Source organism: Cupriavidus sp. 01T418, assembly GCF_056398885.1.
The window spans coordinates 101,214-119,291 of the sequence record NZ_JBFTQG010000002.1; the positions used below are offsets into that span (position 1 = coordinate 101,214).

Genomic DNA, 18,078 nt, shown 5'->3' on the forward strand with positions numbered 1-18,078 from the left:
GCGATACTTCACTGGCGCATCCGCGCCAGGTTGTTCGAAGAGGCACTGCCCCTTGTCGTGACCATTACGTGGTGAAACGGTTTGCCCTGACCTGACGTGAGTCCCTGGCGATTGAGTAGCTCTGCCGTTTCACCGTCAGTGTGGTTTTCCAGGAGCCGGTCGATCTCAGCGACGACGGCTGGCGGGGTCTGCCGTAACATCCACGCGGGCTTGGATAGTGGCACGTGCAACGTGTGCGTTGCACCGCCATTGAAGCGTATCTGAGCGCTGACGTCCGTGCCTTTTAGCAGGGTCACGTCGGTGATGAGTAGGCGTGCCATGCGTTTGCGCTCACGATCTGGCGTGTGCGGATCGTTCCACAGGCGAGGAAAGTCCTTCGCAAGTGCCATGATGCTTTTGCGCTGTGTGTCGTCAACTCCGGCGCGATCGGCTTTGCGCTGCTTCTCGTAGCGTTCCTGTGCCTCAGTGAGAGCGCGCAGCGCATGGTTCCATTCCGCTTCCAGCGAGTCCGCAACCAATCTATGCTCCGGATCGACTTGCATATAACGACGGCGCGCCAGATCGGTCTCGTAGCGCGCTCGCTCGACCTCTCGACGGCGTAGTCGGTCGCTCTCCTCGGTACGGCTCTCAAGCTCGTTCTGCACGGCCAGAGCGACCTCAAGCGTTACCGGCGTGACCAATTCCACGAGCAACCTGCCAATTGCATCGTCAAGCTCACCACCATGGAGACTCTGGCACACAGGGTGCGCGTGCTGAATGCCCCGGCGCTGGCACATGTAATCCGGCACCCTACGCGTGCCTTGGATGTGATAGCGAACGGTCATTCGCTCGCCGCATTTGGCGCAGATCGCCAAGCCKTGCAGCAGCGCCGGCCCCTCGCGAGGCGCCCCTCTCTCACGGTCGAGGCCAAGTGCGTGGGCATTGTCGCGCAGGATTTGAACGTTCTGTTCGAACTCCTCCCAGCTCACGTAAGCCTCGTGCGCATCGCGAATCAGCGCGGTCCACTCCTCGGGCGGCAGTCGCAAGCAGACGTTCTGACCATTGGGATGCTTGCGTTGCCGCGTGCGCCCAAAGCAGAATGCACCGGCATAGCGCGGATGATGGAGAGCCCACAGCACGCGTGCGTGTTCGAGCTCGGTCCACAGCACATCGCCTTTGCGCTCTCCGCGGTGAATCCGGCGCGGGAACTGAAGACCCTGGTCACGAAAGGCCTTGACGGTCGCGGTGGCTGAGCCCGTGCGACGAAACGTGCGGAAGAGCTGACGAACACTCTCCTGGATACGTGCATCCGGGTCCAGGCGCACGCGCCCCTCGGTGTCGTAGACAAAGCCGATCGGTAGCCGCATCTCGAGTTCTCCGCGGCGCGCCTTGTTGAGGATGCCACCGCGTAGCCGTGCCCGCATGACGTGCAACTCTGCCTCGCTCATCGTACCCTTCAGGCCGAGCAGCAACCGATCATTGAAATGCGCGGGGTCGTAAATTCCATCTTCGTCGAGAATTAGGGAGTCGGCGAGTGCGCAAATCTCCAATAGCCGATGCCAGTCGGTTGAGTTGCGCGCCAGCCGAGACACCKCCAGACCCATTACGATCCCGGCCCGTCCCAGGCTCACCTCGGTGACGAGGCGCTGGAAGCCCTCCCGCTCGACCGCAGATGCACCGGATAAGCCGAGGTCCGAGTCGATGACCACGACTTGATCGTTGCGCCATCCGAGCGCGATGGCGCGCTGTCGCAGAGCATACTGGCGCTTGGTGCTCTCGGTATTCTCGAACATCTGCCGCAACGAGGACTGCCTCACGTACAGGTAGGCGTTCCTCTTGAGGTGTCTCGCCTGTACTTTCGAGTGGGTCTCTGCAGTCATGTCATCCCCTCTAGCGCTGTCGCGATCGCCATGGTTGCCACAATGTCAACCAGATTCTGTTCGATACCTACAGGCAGACTCAACCCGCTTCTCGGGGCTACGGGCTCCGGGCGAGGCGAGCAGTCTTCGGCCGCAGACTTCATCCAGGCGGCCATCCCCTTGAACATGACGAGTGCGCGACCGCGCATCATCGTGTGCCCGCGTCCGCCCAACTCGACTACGTCTTTGCGCAACGCCTCGTAGTATCCGGTCAGCGCATGAACATCGAGCGCTGCAGCGGGGACTTTTATGGCCGTTTTTTTTTCGATCGCGCCAGGGCGCGTTCCACGGTGCGTCGATGCACTGTCAAACCGAAGCGTTCCGCAATCCGCTCGACAACAACTTGAACATCGAGACCGTCCTCAGTGGCAAGTGCTTCTTCGATGAAGCGCATCACGTCGTCGGTGATCTTGTGTGGTCCGTGAGGGCCACGCTTGTCTGGCAGCAGCCCGACCAAGCCCTCTCGATCGAAGTCGGCCTGCGCCTTGTAGAACGTCGGTCGGCTGACCCCAAAGTGCGCGGCGGCATCGGCGATGGCCTGACCATCGACACGTACGCGACGCAGCATTTCGTAGCGTGCCTGTACCAGATCACGGGGGTCGAAGAAGTCGCTGGCAATAAAAGCGGAATCATCGATGCCCTGCGAGTGAGGATTCACCGTGCCGCTCTCTTCGAGCGCTTCAAGCTTGGGGTCGCGTTTTCGGATGCGGGTCATGTAATATAAATTATGCCCACGTATTGCAGATGTCAAGGATTTTATAGCGACGAAGATTAGGGGGGACCGTAAATCTAAGGTCGTAAGTCCCCGCATTTCAAGCGTRGTGCCAATGTATAGGTAGCGACACGGATATTAGGAAGGCATAAATATCTTTACATAGACGGCATTATTCCCTTGACACCTTGAGCTTGCGCGCTCGCGGCCCTCCAGATCCCTTAGCCTCTCGCTGTCGGGCAATCAGCGAAACAAGTTGCAACAGGTCCTCAGCCCGGAAATGCGATCGTCCGGCCGACGTTACCTCGAATGCGCTTGGCGCTGCTGCGCTCGTCCAGGTCGCCGGCATGCGTCTCAGGTTGCCCATTTCGTCGTAGAAATAGACGCGGTCCTCACCCCACGCATTGCGCCATTCCAGCAGCGCGAATTCTCGCCCGTAAAGCGGATGGAAGGGATGGGTAACCCGGAAGGATTGCATCCCACCGGTCAGATCACGTGTAGTTGACTGCTTTTGAGAAGCCCGGGTACATACCACCACCGCCGAGCGTCCCGCGGTACGTCTGGCCGCCGAGCAACAGGCCTTGCTGCCGCTGCCGACAAGGTCCAGGCCGTTCGGCGCGCGTCAAGCTAGTTGTCACCTCATTCATGCGGCCAAACGCTGATTTTCAGTGCCTGGGTTGACGCCGCTGGGCACCACAACATCGCGCTCGGGGTTGAGCGTGACCGTCTCGATTGGCGACCAATCTCGTGTGTGGCGTGACCAACGACGTGGGTTGCGCTCACGGGCCTGGGCATAGAGCGCATGACGAGCGGCGAGAATCCTGTCGTCTTCCCCGGCGTGACGCTGTGCTGGGGTCACGTAGCGGATGCCGCTATGCCGATGCTCGTGGTTGTACCAATGCACGAAGTGCGCTGCCCAGGTGCGCGCCGCCGCCAGATCGGCAAAGCCCCGGGACGGGAACTCCGGCCGGTACTTGGCCGTGCGGAACAGGCTTTCCACGAAAGCGTGATCGTCGCGCACGCGTGGACGCGAATACGAAGGCTTGACGCCCAGCCAGTGCAACATCGCCAGCACCGTAGTGGCCTTGAGCGTGGCGCCGTTGTCCCCATGCAGCACCGGCTTGGCTGCCATGGCGTGGATGCCCTCGGCCAGCGCCGTGCGCTTGACCAGATGCGCCGCGTGGTCGGCATCGTCGCGATCGTGGACCTCGAAGCCCGCCGTCTTGGGCCGCTTCCCCCAGAAAGACAACGGGCAGCCCGGCTTGCCCTTTAATTCTGGGCGGACGCTGCCAGATTTTCCTTGAGTGCGAGGTCCGTGTCTTGAGCGACTGGGGCGAGGCGGCATTCCGCCAGAGGGCGGGATTAGAACCCTCGGTCGGCTTGCACCTACGCCTGAATTCGAGCGGGTCCTGTTGGCGGCTTGCCCGGTGCGAGGTCATCCCTTTGCAGGTCGCTGTGCGTCCGGGACGCGGCGAAGGCTTTGCAGGTCGCTGTGCGTCCGGGACGCGGCGAAGGCTTTGCAGATGCACCCCATCGACCTCTCTCTGGTAGCAGGCGCACTGCCGCCGGATCTATCGCCGCCGGCCCGGCGGGAACCTACACGTTTTTCTCCCATATGAGCTACACTGTAGCTACAAATGTAGGAGCCATGCCATGTCCCATTCTGACGTTGTCCGCGCTCGGATCGACCACGATATCAAGATCGAAGCCACTGTTGTTCTGGCCTCCTTGGGCCTGTCCGTGTCCGATGCGCTGCGTATGCTGCTGACCCGCGTCGCACACGAGAAGGCGCTGCCCGTGGAGCTGCTCACCCCCAACCCCAAGACCATCGCCGCGATGCGGGAGGCGCGCGCCGGCAAGCTTGAGCCCGTGACGCTCGATCAGCTGCAGGCGGAGATCGATGCGGAGGATTGAGCAAACCGGCCAATTCAAGCGCGACCTGAAGCGCGAATCGAAAGGGCAGCACCGCGCCGCACTGTCAGCGGGCTTCACGGCCATCGTCTGGGCCTTGGCCAACGATGAGCCGCTGCCGGGGAGCTTGCGAGATCATGTGCTGGGCGGCCAGTGGAAGGACCACCGGGATTGCCATGTGAAGCCCGACCTGGTGCTGATCTATCGGAAGCCGGACGACACCACGCTGCAGCTCGTCCGCCTCGGGTCGCATAGTGAACTTGGGCTGTGACGGGCCTGCCGCGCGTAGCGCCCCGCTCCACCCCTCCGCGGTTCTTTGCTGGCTAGCCGCCTACGGGCGGCTCTTTGCTGCGCCGTCCTCGGCCTCGGTCGTGACGCAATTCCGAGTGCCGATCACATCTGAAGGCCACACGGAGGGGGCCGCGGTGGGCGATGTCCGAAAACGACCGTCTACGTACTCGGACTGAATGGGCGCAATGAAGACGAAATCGGGGAACAAGGCCGCATGCTCATCGCCGCGCGCTACTGTTTCAGGGCGGTGGCGCGTATTTCGGCTTAGCGTGACCAGTGATTCCGGATTATCGCGGCCGGTGATTCCGGCATCGTGACCAGCATTTCCGGCGATCGTGACCGACAGCGAATCCGGCCGTCTGGATCTCGGGTATCTGATTGTCGGTCGTCTGGTCCGCGGTGGAAACCCGGGCGTAGGCGAAGGCTCGGGGCATGGCTGCGTTCCTGATGTGTACATTCGCTATGTGAGGAGAATTCGGCGGTTACGCTGTTTCGGTGTTTCCGCTTTAGTCGCTCAGTCGTTTTGCAAAAGCGGCGCGCGGGAAGGGCGTCGGAAGCGCGCCTCCGCTGGGGCTCAAGCGTGCCTACCGGCGCTTGTCGGCTCCGAGCCACGCAGCATTAGCCGGCGTCCTTGTTAGCTCTTGCACGTTCCACCATGGCACGAACGCCTTCGCTCATGTTAATCGGTGTCAAATTAATTTCCGGATGTTCGTTTGCGAATACGCGGAAGATCTGATCCGCAAAAGCCTGGCCGATTTCTTCCACCTCGTTGAAGTCCAGGATCACCGCGCGGAAAAGATCTACCCGAGCCAACAAACGTTTCGCCTGAGATCGAGAAACTAGCTCGTCCTGTCCGTATTTCGCCAAATTGACTGGCACTACAGTCTTGCTGAACGTGTGATCGTCATCACCGGTGGTGTACTCATCAAACACCTTTCTCGTGGTCAGCGCTGTGTGGTTGTTCAATTCCATAAACACCGTCGTACCTTCCTCAGACTCCTTTCGCTCGACGAGCCAATCATACTGAGCTGCCTTCTGGTGATCGAATAGAAGCCCACCCGAAAGGATGGCGAACTTGTCAAACATTCTGGATGTAAAGAAGATGCCTTCACCCGAATGATTCTTGGGATCGGTCGTCAACTTTCCCTTGGCCAACTCGAAGAGCGCATGGCGCTCGTCTAGCAGGCCACAAGACATCTGGATCTTCTTAAAGATCCCAACCCCATCGTCTGATACAAGGACTTCCGTTGTGACGGCAGTCTTAGTTATGCGGAGATAGATCTGCTTTCCGGCTGAATGCTCGATAGCATTGTTGAACATCTCTGTGAATCCGTGATGCCAAATGTTCAGCACGTTTGCTGGGAGCGGCTCAATGACTGGGCGAACGTCGTTTCTCCAAACTACGTCCTCCTCTAGGCCCGTCGAGATTTCGTAGATGAAGTCAACCCGGTTCAGTGGTGCGAGCTTGTATTTCGGTGCGCGAGCACTCCCGTCCTTGACGACAGCACCTTGCTCCCTTAAGCGCAGCAGGTGTTTGTTGACTGCTTGCCGCGTTATTCCGAACTTTGCAGCAGCGAAATTGGCAATATCGCCGTCGTGCGACTCGATGTTTTCCAGAATGAATCGACGAATGGGTTCGCCACCTGCTCGTACATTGCTGACCATATTTTGCCCCTGATTGACAACCTTTGCTTCGTTTATTGTCAACTTATTGGCGGTTGTTTGTCAACCCGTTGCATGGTGATATGGGCTATACGGCTCTCCGTCATTGGCGGTTAGTTGAACCTGTACCGCACGATTGGCTCGCGCCCGACACCAACTCTCAAAGCGTCCAGATTGCTTTTCCTACCACGGTGTGGAGTGCCACGAGGCGCTCCGCATCGAACCCACTCCCAAAAACATCAAGTACGTCGAGCGCCTAAGCTCTCAGATCCTGCTCGAGATTGAGAAGGAAGGGCACGTTCAACTATGGTGTTCATTTCCCCGACTCCCCGAAAGCGAAGATGTTCGGTGGCGTGGCTGCCGGCAACAAGCTCTTGGGCGACTACCTTGACGAGTTCATGGGGACCCGGGACTCGACAATCGTGGGCTATGGACGATCAAGGTCGACCGGGCTGTGGCGGAAGGTGTCGCGAAGGATGGCGGCAAGACGGCGGCTGCGTTACGTGTGATCGAGCTGATCACCCCGGGGCGGGAAGCGATCCTGGCGCTGAAGAAGGTCAGCTTCGGAAAATCGAAGTACGTGATTACGAAGCCCAACAGCAAGGATCCGTATCCCTGCAGATAAGTCCCCTTATTTGGTGCTGGTGTCCCGTCAGTGTCCAGTCACCGGCGCGCCAGATTTTATCGATTCATCGCAGTTTGGTCGGCCCATCTTCCCCGGCACCGGGAACCTTCACCGGCGTTGACCGGCATTCCCGAAAAAACTACATGGTGCCTACATGGCTCCGGAAAAGAAAAAGAGGTTACAGGCTGATGCGCTGTAACCCCTTGATATTCTTGGTGCCGAAGAGAGGAATCGAACCCCCGACCTTCTCATTACGAATGAGCTGCTCTACCGACTGAGCTACTTCGGCCCACCGACCCTGGTGCAACTGGATCGAGCCCGCAATAATAGCAGCGTTTATTTTCCCTGTGAACCCCTGCGCCAAAAATCTCCGTTGGGCCGGCCGCAGCCAGCCCTGAGGTGGCTCCGCAGCCATTCGGGCGGCGTCCCTGGCGCCCAGCGGCTCCGGTTCGGCGCGCTGGCGGAACCAGGGCGACCGCGATTATTTCGATGGTGGTGGGGTAGCTGAACAACGAGACGATCACCGCCACCCATCAATGCAGCCGCCAGCTATCAGCCCGCCGCTTTCTCTTCCTGGTGGTAACGCGTAACCAGCTCCACCTCATTCTTCGATCCCAGGATCACCGACACGCGCTGGTGCAGCTTGTCCGGCTGGATGTCGAGGATGCGCTCATGGCCGTTGGTGGCGGCGCCGCCGGCTTGCTCGACCAGCATCGCCATCGGGTTGGCTTCGTACATCAGGCGCAGCTTGCCGGGCTTCTCCGGCTCGCGCTTGTCCCACGGGTACATGAAGATGCCGCCGCGCGTGAGGATGCGGTGCACGTCGGCCACCATGGAGGCGACCCAGCGCATATTGAAGTTCTTGCCGCGCGTGCCTTCGTCGCCGGCCAGGCATTCGTCGATATAGCGGCGCACGGGCGGGGCCCAGTGGCGCATATTGGACATGTTGATCGCGAATTCCTTGGTGTCTTCCGGGATCATCACGTCGGATTGCGTCAGCACGAAGCTGCCGGCTTCGCGGTCCAGCGTGAACATGTGCACGCCGTTGCCGACCGTGAGCACCAGCATGGTCTGCGGGCCGTACACGGCATAGCCGGCGGCGACCTGGCGGCTGCCGGCCTGCATGAAATCGGCTTCGGTCACGGTCTGTCCCGGCTTGGGCATGTGCAGCACCGAGAAGATGGTGCCGATCGACACGTTCACGTCGATATTGGACGAGCCGTCGAGCGGATCGAACAGCAGCAGGTATTCGCCCTTGGGATAGCGGTTCGGGATCTCGTAGATGCTGTCCATTTCCTCCGAGGCCATGGCGGCGAGGTGGCCGCCCCATTCATTGGCGTCGAGCAGGACTTCGTTGGCGATCACGTCCAGCTTTTGCTGGGTCTCGCCTTGCACGTTGCCGGTGCCGGCCGAGCCGAGGATGCCGGCAAGCGCGCCCTTGCTAACGGAATTCGAAATGGCCTTGCAGGCGCGCGCCACCACTTCGATCAGCAGCCGCAGTTCGGGCTCGATCGTGTTGTGCTTGCGCTGCTCCTCGACCAGATAGCGGGTGAGGCTGATGCGACTCATGGGGTTTCTCCTTGATTGGCCGCAATTCTACATGGGCGCCAGCCCGCCGGACCACGGGGGTGGCCCGGCGGCATCGTCCTAGCCTGCCAGCGCCTTGCTGACGATTTCTCGGACATCGCGGGACAGACCGGTGGCCGAGGCCACCTGCTCCAGCGCCGCGCGCATGCGGTCGCGCAGCGGCAGGGCGTATTTCTGCCAGCGGTCCATGACCCGCGCCAGGCGCGAGGCCACCTGCGGATTGATGGCGTCAAGCGCCAGCACCTGCTCGGCCCAGAAGGCGTAGCCGGAGCCATCCTCGGCATGGAACTGCGCCGGGTTGGCCGCGCAGAAGCTGAAGATCAGCGAGCGAGCCCGATTGGGGTTGCGCAGGTTGAAGGCCGGATGCTGCATCAGCGCGCGCACGGTATCGATGGTGTGCTTGCCTGCGTGGCCGGCGCCCTGCGGGCCGACGGTGCCGCGCTGCATGCCTTGCAGCGAGAACCATTTGTCGATCACCAGGGCGTCCTGCTCGAAGCGGTGGTAGAAATCGGCCAGCGCGGCTTCGCGCCCCGGGGCGAAGGTGTTGACCATCGCGCTCAGCGCGGCGTAGCGGTCGGTCATGTTGTCGGCGGCCTGGTACTGCGCCTCGGCCAGCGCCTGCAGGCCGGCGTCGCCGGTTTCGGCCAGGTAGCCCAGCGCCAGGTTGCGCAGCGCGCGCTTGCCCGCGGATATGGCATCCGGGCTGTAGTCGCCGGGCGTGGCGTTGGCCTGGAAAGCCGCCAGCCAGTCGGCCTTCAGCGCGCGTGCCAGCGCTTCGCGCATGAACTGGCGGGCACGGTGGATGGCGGCCGGATCGGCCACGCCCATGCGCTCGGCCAGGTAGGCTTCGGCCGGCAAGGTCAGCGCCTGTTCGCGGAAGGCCGGGTTGAGTTGCTGGTCGTTGAGCACGGTGCGCAGCGCCGCCAGCAGCGCTGGGTCGAGCTTGAGTTCGCGGCCGGCCTGGGAGTCCGCCACCAGTTGCAGCAGCGCGCGCGTGGTCAGGCGCTGGCCGGCTTCCCAGCGGTTGAACGGGTCGCTGTCGTGGGCCAGCAGGAAGGTGAGATGCGCCTCGCTGTAGTCGGCGTCGATAGTGACCGGCGCGGAGAAATCGCGCAGCAGCGAAGCCAGCGGCGGCTCGGCGCCGCGCGGCAGGTTGATAAAGCGGAAGCTCTGCTCGGCTTCGGTGAAGTCGAGCACGCGGGTGGTGGCACCGGGCTGGCTTTCGCCTTCGAGTTGCAGCGGCAGGTCCGCGCCGTCGGCGTCGATCAGGCCCAGGGCGAAGGGAATATGAAAGGGCAGCTTGTCGGGCGTGCCTGGACGCGTCTCGATGCCGACCTTGGGACAGCTTTGCGCCAGCGTCAGCGTGAGGCTGCCGTTGGCCCCGTCCCATGCGCCGCGCACCGCGACCACCGGCGTGCCGGCCTGGCTGTACCAGCGGCCGAACTGGGTCAGGTCGCGCCCGTTGGCATCGGCCATCGCGGCGCGGAAATCGTCGCAGGTCACGGCCTGGCCGTCATGGCGCTGGAAGTACAGGTCCATGCCCTTGCGAAAGCCCTCGCGGCCCAGCAGGGTCTGGTACATGCGCACGACCTCGGCGCCTTTTTCGTACACCGTCACGGTGTAGAAGTTGTTGATTTCCTCGTAGCTGTCGGGGCGCACCGGATGCGCCATGGGGCCGGCGTCCTCGGGGAACTGCACCTGGCGCAGCATGCGCACGTCCTCGATGCGCTTGACCGCGCGGCCGGATTCGGAGCCCATCATGTCGGCCGAGAATTCCTGGTCGCGGAACACCGTCAGGCCTTCCTTGAGCGAGAGCTGGAACCAGTCGCGGCAAGTTACCCGGTTGCCGGTCCAGTTGTGGAAATACTCGTGCCCGACCACCGACTCGATATTGCCGAAGTCGGCGTCGGTGGCGGTGTGGGCGTTGGCCAGCACGTACTTGGTGTTGAAGATGTTGAGACCCTTGTTCTCCATCGCGCCCATATTGAAGTCGCCCACGGCGACAATCATGAAGCGGTCGAGATCGAGCTCCAGGCCGAAGCGCCGCTCATCCCAGCGGATCGAGTGGATCAGCGAATCCATGGCGTGGCGCGTCTTGGGCAGGTCCTGCGGCTCCACCCAGACCTGCAACAGTTTTTCCTTGCCGGAGGCGGACTGGATCCGCTCTTCGATGCATTCCAGCTTGCCGGCCACCAGCGCGAACAGGTAGGCAGGCTTCTTGAACGGGTCTTCCCAGACTGCCTCGTGGCGGCCGTCGGGCAGCTCGCGTTCGCTGATCAGGTTGCCGTTGGACAGCAGCACCGGGTAGGCTGCGCGCTGCGCGCGCAGCGTGACCCGGAAGGTCGACATCACGTCGGGGCGGTCCAGGTAGTAGGTGATCTTGCGGAAGCCCTCGGCTTCGCACTGGGTGAAGAAGTTGCCGTTGGAAACATAAAGTCCGGACAACGACGTGTTGGCGGCAGGCTGGCAGGCGGTGACGATTTCCAGCGTGCCTTGCGCGGGCAGTTCGGGCAAGGTCAGGCTGTCCGCTTCCTGGCGCGCACCCGCCATCGGCTTGCCGTCCAGGCTGACGCCGATCAGCTCCATCTCCTCGCCGGCCAGGACCAGCGGGCCGGGTTCCTGGCGGGTGAAGCGCAGGGTATTGGTGACCACCGTGCGTGCCGGATCGAGTTCAAGCACGAGGTCGACGTGCTCAAATGCGAAGGCCGGCGGAGTATAGTCTTTGCGATGGACGGTAACGGGCGTATCGGTGCGCAGCATGAAAGAATCCTGTCCTTTGTGAGCCACATTGTGAGCCACTTTGTGAGCCACTTTGGGTGTCATGGTGGCCGGGGGCTGGCAGCCGCAGCCGGGCACCATGTCCKGGCACTAAAGAACCCATTGTAGCCAAGCGGCGGGACGACGGCTGGGATGCGCCGCGCCGCGGTGGATTCCACCTGCCCTGCATGGTCTGAATCACGTGACTGACAGCAATCCGCGAGGGGCATCATGGCCGAACTGTGGCTTGGGAAGGCGTGGGGCCGGATAGCCGGCAAGGGCCTGCGCGGCGGCAGGCTGGTGGCGGGCATGGCGCTGCTGGGCGTGGCGCTGCTCTCCGGTTGCGCCAGCACTGTCACCACGGAGGTGACCGCCTTCAGCCAGGGCAACTGGCAGAACGATCTGCCGCGCACCTATGCTTTTGATCGGGCCGCGGGGCAGGACGGCCGGCTCGAGGACCAGACCTACGAGCGATGGCTGGCGCAGGCGCTCGCTGGTGTCGGCTACCAGCAGGTGGCGCGACCGCAGGCGCATTACCTCGTCAATATGGAGTACGACAGCAATTCCGGGCTGCTGCGGGTGCAGGAGACGGTCTACCCGGATCCCTGGTATGGCCCCTATGGCGGTCCGTACTGGGGACCTTATTACCGCCCCTGGGGACCCTGGGGCTGGGGCGGCCCGGGCTACTGGCCGCCGCAAACCATCGTGCGCGACGTGCCGGTGACGCAGTCCAGGCTGCGCGTTTTTTTCAAGGATGCCGCTACCGGGCGCCGGGTCTACCAGGTGACGGCGCAATACGGCGGCGAGGGCACGACGTTGCAGGCGGCGATGCCGTACCTGATCCGCAGCGCGTTCGCCCAGTTTCCGGCCGAGAGCGGCCGGGCCCGGCGGGTGACATTGCCGCTGGACCCGGATGACAAGTAACTATCACCATCGGACGGAAGGAGGAGACAGCGCATTTCCCGTGCGCGGGTAAAAACTGAATTGCCTGGCGAAGGGGCCTAAAAGCCGGATGCACCTGTGCAAGGGGCTTCCCGCCGGGCTTGCGTGAGCTAGAATGACGGCTCGATTTTTCGGCCCGAGCCGCCGGCGCCCGTTTCAAGAAAGTCGCAATGGAAGTGTCCGGCAAGCTTGCCGGATACCACCGGCGCGGCCTCGGCGGGCACTGGCTGGGCCACTTCCTGGACGAGCATAATGACCAGCAAGACCGGCGGTGATGCACCGCAACATGCCCCCAACAGCCCTGAAGCGCAATTGCGCCTGGCCGCGCTGGAATACCACCGCAGCCCGACCAAGGGCAAGATCCAGGTAAACGCGACCAAGGCACTGTCCAACCAGCGCGACCTGTCCCTTGCCTACTCGCCCGGCGTGGCTTACGCCTGCGAGGAAATAGCCAAGGACCCGGCGATGGCCGCCGAGTACACCTCGCGCGGCAACCTGGTGGCGGTGATCACCAACGGCACCGCTGTGCTCGGCATGGGCGATATCGGTCCCCTCGCCGGCAAGCCGGTGATGGAAGGCAAGGGCTGCCTGTTCAAGAAATTCGCCGGCATCGAYGTGTTCGACATCGAGCTCGATGCGCGCGATCCGGACAAGATCGTCGAGATCGTGGCCGCGCTGGAACCCACCATCGGCGGCGTGAACCTCGAGGACATCAAGGCGCCCGAATGCTTCTACATCGAGAAGAAGCTGCGCGAGCGCATGAACATCCCGGTCTTCCACGATGACCAGCACGGTACCGCCATCATCTCGGGCGCTGCGCTGCTCAACGGCCTGAAAGTGGTGGGCAAGGACATCGCCAAGGTCAAGCTGGCGGTGTCGGGCGCCGGCGCCGCTGCCATCGCCTGCCTGGACACCATGGTGAGCCTGGGCGTGACGCGCTCGAACGTCTCGGTGGTGGATTCGAAGGGCGTGATCTACGTTGGCCGCGATGCCAGCATGGAGCCCAACAAGGCCCGCTACGCGCAGGAGACCTCGAACCGCACCCTGGCCGACATCGTCAACGGCGCGGACGTGTTCCTGGGCTGCTCGACCGCCGGCGTGCTGACCGCCGAGATGGTCAAGACCATGGCCGACAAGCCCATCATCCTGGCGCTGGCCAACCCCGAGCCGGAAATCCGCCCGGAAGTGGCCAGGGCAGCGCGCCCGGACTGCATCATCGCCACCGGCCGTTCGGACTACCCGAACCAGGTCAACAACGTGCTGTGCTTCCCGTACATCTTCCGTGGCGCGCTCGATTGCGGCGCCAGCAAGATCACGGAAGAAATGAAGCTGGCCTGCGTCAAGGCCATCGCCGAGCTGGCCGAAGCCGAACTGAACGACGCCGTTGCCGCCGCCTACGGTGGGCAGGAGCTGAAGTTCGGCCCCGACTACATCATCCCGACGCCGTTCGACCAGCGCCTGATCGAGAAGATCGCGCCGGCGGTGGCCAAGGCCGCTGAAGAATCCGGCGTGGCCACGCGTCCCATCAAGGACCTGGAAGCCTATCGCCAGCAGCTCACCCAGTACGTCTACCATACTGGCCTGATCATGAAGCCGGTGTTCTCCGCAGCCAAGGCCGCGCCCAAGCGCGTGGTCTATGCCGAGGGCGAGGAAGAGCGCGTGCTGCGTGCGGTGCAGACGGTGGTGGACGAAGGCCTGGCGCGCCCGATCCTGATCGGCCGCCCGCACGTGATCCAGATGCGCATCGAGAAAGCCAGCCTGCGCCTGAAGGCGGGCACGGACTTCGAACTGATCAACCCGGAAGACGATCCGCGCTACCGCGCCTACCACGAGGCGTATCACGCGCTGCGCGGCCGCGACGGCGTGACGCCCGACATGGCCAAGGTGGCGCTGCGCCGCTCCAATACGCTGATCGGCACCATGCTGATGCATATGGGCGACGCGGACGCGCTGCTGTGCGGCACAGTGGGCCGCTTCGAAGCCCACCTGGAGCATGTGCGCGACGTGATCGGCCTGGCGCCGGGTGCCAAGGTGTTCGCGGCGATGAACGCGCTGATGCTCGAGAAGTACACGCTGTTCATCACCGACACCTTCGTCAACGACGATCCCACCGCCGAGGAACTGGCAGCCATCACCCAGCTGGCGGCCGAGGAAGTCGCGCGCTTCGGCCAGCATCCGAAGGTCGCGCTGATGTCGCACTCGATGTTCGGCTCGTCGAACCGGCCGTCGGCCCGGAAGATGCGCGCGGCCCAGGAGATCCTGGCGCGCGAGGCACCGCACCTGGAAGTGGAAGGCGAGATGCAGGGCGACGCCGCCCTGGTCGAGGACGTGCGCCGCCACTTCCTGCCCGGCACCAAGCTGGCTGGCAGCGCCAACCTGCTGGTGATGCCGACGCTGGACGCGGCCAATATCGCCTTCAACCTGCTCAAGATCACGGGCGGGCAGGGCGTCACCATCGGCCCGATCCTGCTGGGCGCGGCCAAGCCGGTGCACATCCTCAACCCGCAAGCCACCACGCGCCGCATCGTCAATATGACGGCGGTAGCGGTGGCGGAAGCCAACGCGGCGCGATGATCCGCGGTGCGGCGGCCTGGCGCCGTCGCCCGTGTGCGGGCATGCCGCCAGGCATCGCGCAATGAAAACGGGGCTCCGTGGGAGCCCCGTTTTTTGTGACCGGCTTGTGCTGCAGTTCCGCCGGCCCGGAAAAGCTGTCCTATCGGTCCTGCTGCATCATTGCAGCAGGTTGTACTGCTCGCGCATCACGACGATGATGGACTTCGCCGCTGCCAGCCGGGTTGGCAGGTGATCATCGGGCTCACGCGGGAAATCGACTTCCGCGCTCCAGTTGCAACCAGTGTGGTCGGGCTGGTGCCCACGCATGGCGTGAAGCTCGCATTCGCCGCACTCGGGATTGTTGTTGAGGAACTGGTTCAGGATGGCCATTAACTCCGACCGGGTCTTTGCATCACGACGCATGTATCACCTCGTCCGTTGCCGTCTCGTTGCCTGGATTCTTAATCTATGCGGGCATGGGCGCCGCCGCCAATTGAATCGGACTATTAAGTTGCGGCTTTCGATCCCGGATGGCCGGTAGTCTGTCTCTATCGCATCGCAGCAAATCGATATTGCGACGCGGCATCGCCAAGGCTGGTTGCACGGCGAAAACGGCCAGCACCAACAAGGCCGGTGCGATCGTGCACGGCACCACCTTAATCGTTTTCAGGCCAATGATCCTGAAACGCGCGGGCCTGAACCACATTCAGGGCGGATGATAGTATGTGCCTTCCTCGTCATCAAACAAGGAAGCCGCCATGCCCCCGCTCTCAGCATCCCAGCAGGAGCGCATCGAACGCGTGTTTGCCGCCCGGCAGCAGATGAGACCGGTTCCGGTCCTCTGGTACAGCTCTGCGCAAAAGCCAGCCCGGGGGCCGGAGTTTTTCGAGCTTCAGAGGTCGGGTGGCGACCACTATCACCTGCTGAGAACGAACTGGGTGACCCCTGAAGTACCGCCCCTTCATGGCAAATTCATCTTTGTCATCCTGGCGGACGACCCGGGCCGGATTTATTGTGGCGGGCTATTTTTGCCCGAGCCGTTCCAGATACACGGGCATACGTCGCTCACCGACCGGGGGGATGTGCTTTTTGCCGGCATGTTGCGTTTCGACGCTGGCCGGCTTCTGTCCTGGAACCATAGCAGTGGCCATTACCGGCCTGACGAGGAACTTCGGCACGTTAACCTTATTCCGGCTGTGCGGCTCATGTTGCCCGAGCGCCTGTTTAATGTTTAATCGCTGGTTGTTCGATGCGCTCAACGGCCGAAAGCTGTCACGGTGAAATAAATAAAAACCCCGCCACAAGGGCGGGTATCAAATCCCGTTGACAAGGGAAAAGCGTCAGAACTTGTGACGCAGGCCCACACCGAAGGTGTCGCCGTGCGACAGGTTGGTGATCTTGTCGTAGAAGTAAGCGGCGTAGACGTCGGTGCGCTTGGACAGGTTGTAGTCGTAAGCAAGCGCCACCGTGTTGCGCTTGAAGTCCGAGACCGAGTTCCTGGTCTTGTCGTAGGCGTAGGACGCCAGGACGCTGCCGGCGCCGACAGGCACCGAAACGCCGACCTGGCCGTTGGTGTGCTTGATGTTGCCGCTGGGGTTGTTGTTGATGTCCGACTTGATGTACTGGCCTTGCGCGAACAGCTTGACGATCTTGAAGTCGTAGGTCACGCCGCCCTGCACCGCGTTCTGCTTGTTGAAACCGGTCAGCATCGGGTTGCTCGAGGCGGTGACGTCACCCGGCGTGTTGTCGAACTTCACTTGCTGGAAGGCCAGCGTGGCTGCGAACGGGCCGTTGAAGTACGTCAGGTTGCCGCCCCACTTGTTCTGGCCGCTGGAACCTGCTTTCTCGCCGAAGGCGTAGATCACGTTGGCGGTCAGGCCGCCGAAGTTCGGCGTGGAGTACAGCAGCGAGTTGTTCCAGCCCGAATCGCCGATGATGCCTGGGTCGGTCACGGTGGACGTGGCGGCGCCGAAGTAGGTGTGGTACACCATCGGCGAGAACACGTAGGAGTCGATCAGCGGGTTGAACAGGATGGTCGACACGAAGTAGGGCGTGGTATTGCGGCCCAGCTTGATGGTGCCCAGCTTGTCGCTCTCCAGGCCGACAAAGGCATTGCGGCTGAACATCGAGTCGCCGTTGAAGCGGCCCTGGGAGCCGGTGTCGGTGCGGAAGAATCCGTTCAGGTCGAAGATGGCCCTGGTGCCGCCACCGAGGTCTTCGGTGCCCTTGATACCCCAGTACGAGGTTTGCATGCCGCCGGAATTGGCCACATAGGCGGTGCTGGCGTCGCCGGCGTTCTTGACGCCGCCGACGAACATGTCGGCCTGGCCGTACAGCGTGACGCTGGACTGCGCCATGGCCGCGCCACTGAAAAGGGCGGCGGACAGCGCTGCCAGCTTCAGGGCCGGCTTGATCTGCTTGTGCATTGGTGAGTTCTCCGTGGTTGATCCGTTGCGCTTGTTGCGTACTGGCCCCTGGCGGGTTCTATTTGTATTTTTCTTATTGTTCGAATTGTTCGAATTGTTCGTTTCGGCAATGCCCGGGCGGCTCGGCCCCGGGCATTGCCTGCTACAGCAATAATGGGGAATGCAAGCTGCTTTTTTTGCTCAGCCGGATACTAAGTCGTTCAGGCGGAACTGTGCAATCCGATGGATTTGTTTGATGCACGTTTGCAACTCCGTTGCCGGATCGTTGTCCACGCGCCTGGCGAATTCGCCGACGATGCCGGCACGGTCGTAGCCGCGCACGGCCAGGATGAAGGGAAAGCCGAATTTCTCGTTATAGCGGCGGTTGAGCGTCTGGAGTTGCTCGAATTCCTCGGCGGAGCACTGGTCGAGGCCGGCGCCGCTTTGCTCGCGGGTCGACTCGGCGGTCAGTTCGCCGCGCACGGCGGCCTTGCCCGCCAGTTCCGGGTGGGCGCGCACCAGCTTGAGCTGGGCAGCGTCGCCCGCGCCGTCCACGATGGCGCGCATGGCATCGGCCAGTGCGGCGGCGCTGGCGAAGGGGCGCTGCGCGGCGGCGGCCTCGGGCACCCACGGGGAGTGTTCATAGATGCCGCCGAGCACCTGGATAAAGTCGGCGGTGGGCAGGGTGTTGAGTTGATCGAGAGTGTATGGATTGCTCATGGCTTGGCTGATGCC

At 62.6% G+C, this 18,078-nt stretch carries 17 protein-coding genes, 1 tRNA gene and 1 pseudogene; 8 read left to right on the forward strand and 11 right to left on the reverse strand.

Going from position 1 to position 18,078, the window contains the following annotated elements:
- Positions 1-8: 8 nt before the first annotated feature.
- The 4 genes and pseudogenes from AC1DQ3_RS02515 to AC1DQ3_RS02530 all read right to left on the reverse strand — a co-directional run.
- Positions 9-1,859: a recombinase family protein gene (locus AC1DQ3_RS02515; RefSeq protein ID WP_477118599.1), complete on the reverse strand. Its 1,851-nt coding sequence runs from the start codon at positions 1,857-1,859 to the stop codon at positions 9-11.
- A 286-nt stretch (positions 1,860-2,145) separates the two neighbouring features.
- Entirely contained in the window at positions 2,146-2,613 is a 468-nt protein-coding gene (locus tag AC1DQ3_RS02520) for a helix-turn-helix domain-containing protein (RefSeq protein ID WP_477118600.1), read from the reverse strand.
- A gap of 169 nt (positions 2,614-2,782) precedes the next feature.
- Positions 2,783-3,088 (reverse strand): DUF5372 family protein, encoded by a 306-nt coding sequence (locus AC1DQ3_RS02525; RefSeq protein WP_477118601.1) that lies wholly within the window; start codon positions 3,086-3,088, stop codon positions 2,783-2,785.
- Between the two features lie 165 nt (positions 3,089-3,253).
- A pseudogene (locus tag AC1DQ3_RS02530) lies at positions 3,254-3,835 on the reverse strand (transposase); the annotation flags it as partial.
- Between the two features lie 428 nt (positions 3,836-4,263).
- On the opposite strand from AC1DQ3_RS02530, the gene AC1DQ3_RS02535 reads away from it, so the two are divergent.
- Positions 4,264-4,524, forward strand: coding sequence for a type II toxin-antitoxin system RelB/DinJ family antitoxin (locus AC1DQ3_RS02535; RefSeq protein ID WP_477118602.1), 261 nt, complete (start codon positions 4,264-4,266; stop codon positions 4,522-4,524).
- Positions 4,511-4,792 carry a type II toxin-antitoxin system RelE/ParE family toxin gene (locus tag AC1DQ3_RS02540; protein WP_477118603.1) on the forward strand — a complete coding sequence of 94 codons (282 nt, stop codon included), beginning with the start codon at positions 4,511-4,513 and terminating at the stop codon, positions 4,790-4,792. Before AC1DQ3_RS02535 ends, AC1DQ3_RS02540 begins: the two co-directional genes overlap by 14 nt.
- A 638-nt stretch (positions 4,793-5,430) precedes the next feature.
- Here the strand turns inward: AC1DQ3_RS02540 and AC1DQ3_RS02545 are convergent.
- Complete coding sequence (locus AC1DQ3_RS02545) at positions 5,431-6,477, reverse strand: STAS-like domain-containing protein (RefSeq protein ID WP_477118604.1); 1,047 nt, start codon at positions 6,475-6,477, stop codon at positions 5,431-5,433.
- Between the two features lie 133 nt (positions 6,478-6,610).
- Between AC1DQ3_RS02545 and AC1DQ3_RS02550 the strand changes: the two genes are divergently transcribed.
- Together AC1DQ3_RS02550 and AC1DQ3_RS02555 are read left to right on the forward strand one after the other, a co-directional pair.
- Entirely contained in the window at positions 6,611-6,865 is a 255-nt protein-coding gene (locus tag AC1DQ3_RS02550) for an Arm DNA-binding domain-containing protein (RefSeq protein ID WP_477118605.1), read from the forward strand.
- 63 nt (positions 6,866-6,928) lie between these two features.
- Positions 6,929-7,099, forward strand: a complete 171-nt coding sequence (locus AC1DQ3_RS02555; RefSeq protein WP_477118606.1) for a hypothetical protein — start codon at positions 6,929-6,931, stop codon at positions 7,097-7,099.
- A gap of 213 nt (positions 7,100-7,312) precedes the next feature.
- Here the strand turns inward: AC1DQ3_RS02555 and AC1DQ3_RS02560 are convergent.
- From AC1DQ3_RS02560 to pepN, 3 genes are all read right to left on the reverse strand, one after another.
- Positions 7,313-7,388, reverse strand: a tRNA-Thr gene (locus tag AC1DQ3_RS02560).
- Positions 7,389-7,651: 263 nt separating this feature from the next.
- Positions 7,652-8,668: a class 1 fructose-bisphosphatase gene (locus tag AC1DQ3_RS02565; RefSeq protein ID WP_477118607.1), complete on the reverse strand. Its 1,017-nt coding sequence runs from the start codon at positions 8,666-8,668 to the stop codon at positions 7,652-7,654.
- Between the two features lie 78 nt (positions 8,669-8,746).
- Positions 8,747-11,446 (reverse strand): aminopeptidase N, encoded by a 2,700-nt coding sequence (pepN, locus tag AC1DQ3_RS02570; protein ID WP_477118608.1) that lies wholly within the window; start codon positions 11,444-11,446, stop codon positions 8,747-8,749.
- Positions 11,447-11,752: 306 nt separating this feature from the next.
- Here pepN and AC1DQ3_RS02575 point away from each other — a divergent pair, with 306 nt between their 5' ends.
- Together AC1DQ3_RS02575 and AC1DQ3_RS02580 are read left to right on the forward strand one after the other, a co-directional pair.
- Complete coding sequence (locus AC1DQ3_RS02575; RefSeq protein WP_477118907.1) at positions 11,753-12,367, forward strand: DUF4136 domain-containing protein; 615 nt, start codon at positions 11,753-11,755, stop codon at positions 12,365-12,367.
- A 270-nt stretch (positions 12,368-12,637) separates the two neighbouring features.
- A complete protein-coding gene (locus tag AC1DQ3_RS02580; RefSeq protein ID WP_477118609.1) occupies positions 12,638-14,959 on the forward strand; it encodes an NADP-dependent malic enzyme in 2,322 nt (773 codons plus the stop codon).
- Between the two features lie 156 nt (positions 14,960-15,115).
- On the opposite strand, the gene AC1DQ3_RS02585 is transcribed toward AC1DQ3_RS02580, so the two are convergent.
- Positions 15,116-15,361, reverse strand: coding sequence for a hypothetical protein (locus tag AC1DQ3_RS02585; RefSeq protein WP_035859483.1), 246 nt, complete (start codon positions 15,359-15,361; stop codon positions 15,116-15,118).
- A gap of 149 nt (positions 15,362-15,510) precedes the next feature.
- On the opposite strand from AC1DQ3_RS02585, the gene AC1DQ3_RS02590 reads away from it, so the two are divergent.
- Both AC1DQ3_RS02590 and AC1DQ3_RS02595 read left to right on the forward strand, forming a co-directional pair.
- The gene (locus AC1DQ3_RS02590; protein ID WP_477118610.1) at positions 15,511-15,657 is read left to right on the forward strand and encodes a hypothetical protein; all 147 of its coding nucleotides are present in this window, start codon (positions 15,511-15,513) and stop codon (positions 15,655-15,657) included.
- 39 nt (positions 15,658-15,696) lie between these two features.
- The gene (locus AC1DQ3_RS02595) at positions 15,697-16,173 is read left to right on the forward strand and encodes a hypothetical protein (protein WP_477118611.1); all 477 of its coding nucleotides are present in this window, start codon (positions 15,697-15,699) and stop codon (positions 16,171-16,173) included.
- 105 nt (positions 16,174-16,278) lie between these two features.
- On the opposite strand, the gene AC1DQ3_RS02600 is transcribed toward AC1DQ3_RS02595, so the two are convergent.
- Positions 16,279-17,364, reverse strand: a complete 1,086-nt coding sequence (locus AC1DQ3_RS02600) for a porin (protein ID WP_477118612.1) — start codon at positions 17,362-17,364, stop codon at positions 16,279-16,281.
- A 180-nt stretch (positions 17,365-17,544) separates the two neighbouring features.
- The gene (gene uraD, locus AC1DQ3_RS02605; protein WP_477118613.1) at positions 17,545-18,063 is read right to left on the reverse strand and encodes a 2-oxo-4-hydroxy-4-carboxy-5-ureidoimidazoline decarboxylase; all 519 of its coding nucleotides are present in this window, start codon (positions 18,061-18,063) and stop codon (positions 17,545-17,547) included.
- Between the last annotated feature and the right edge of the window lie 15 nt (positions 18,064-18,078).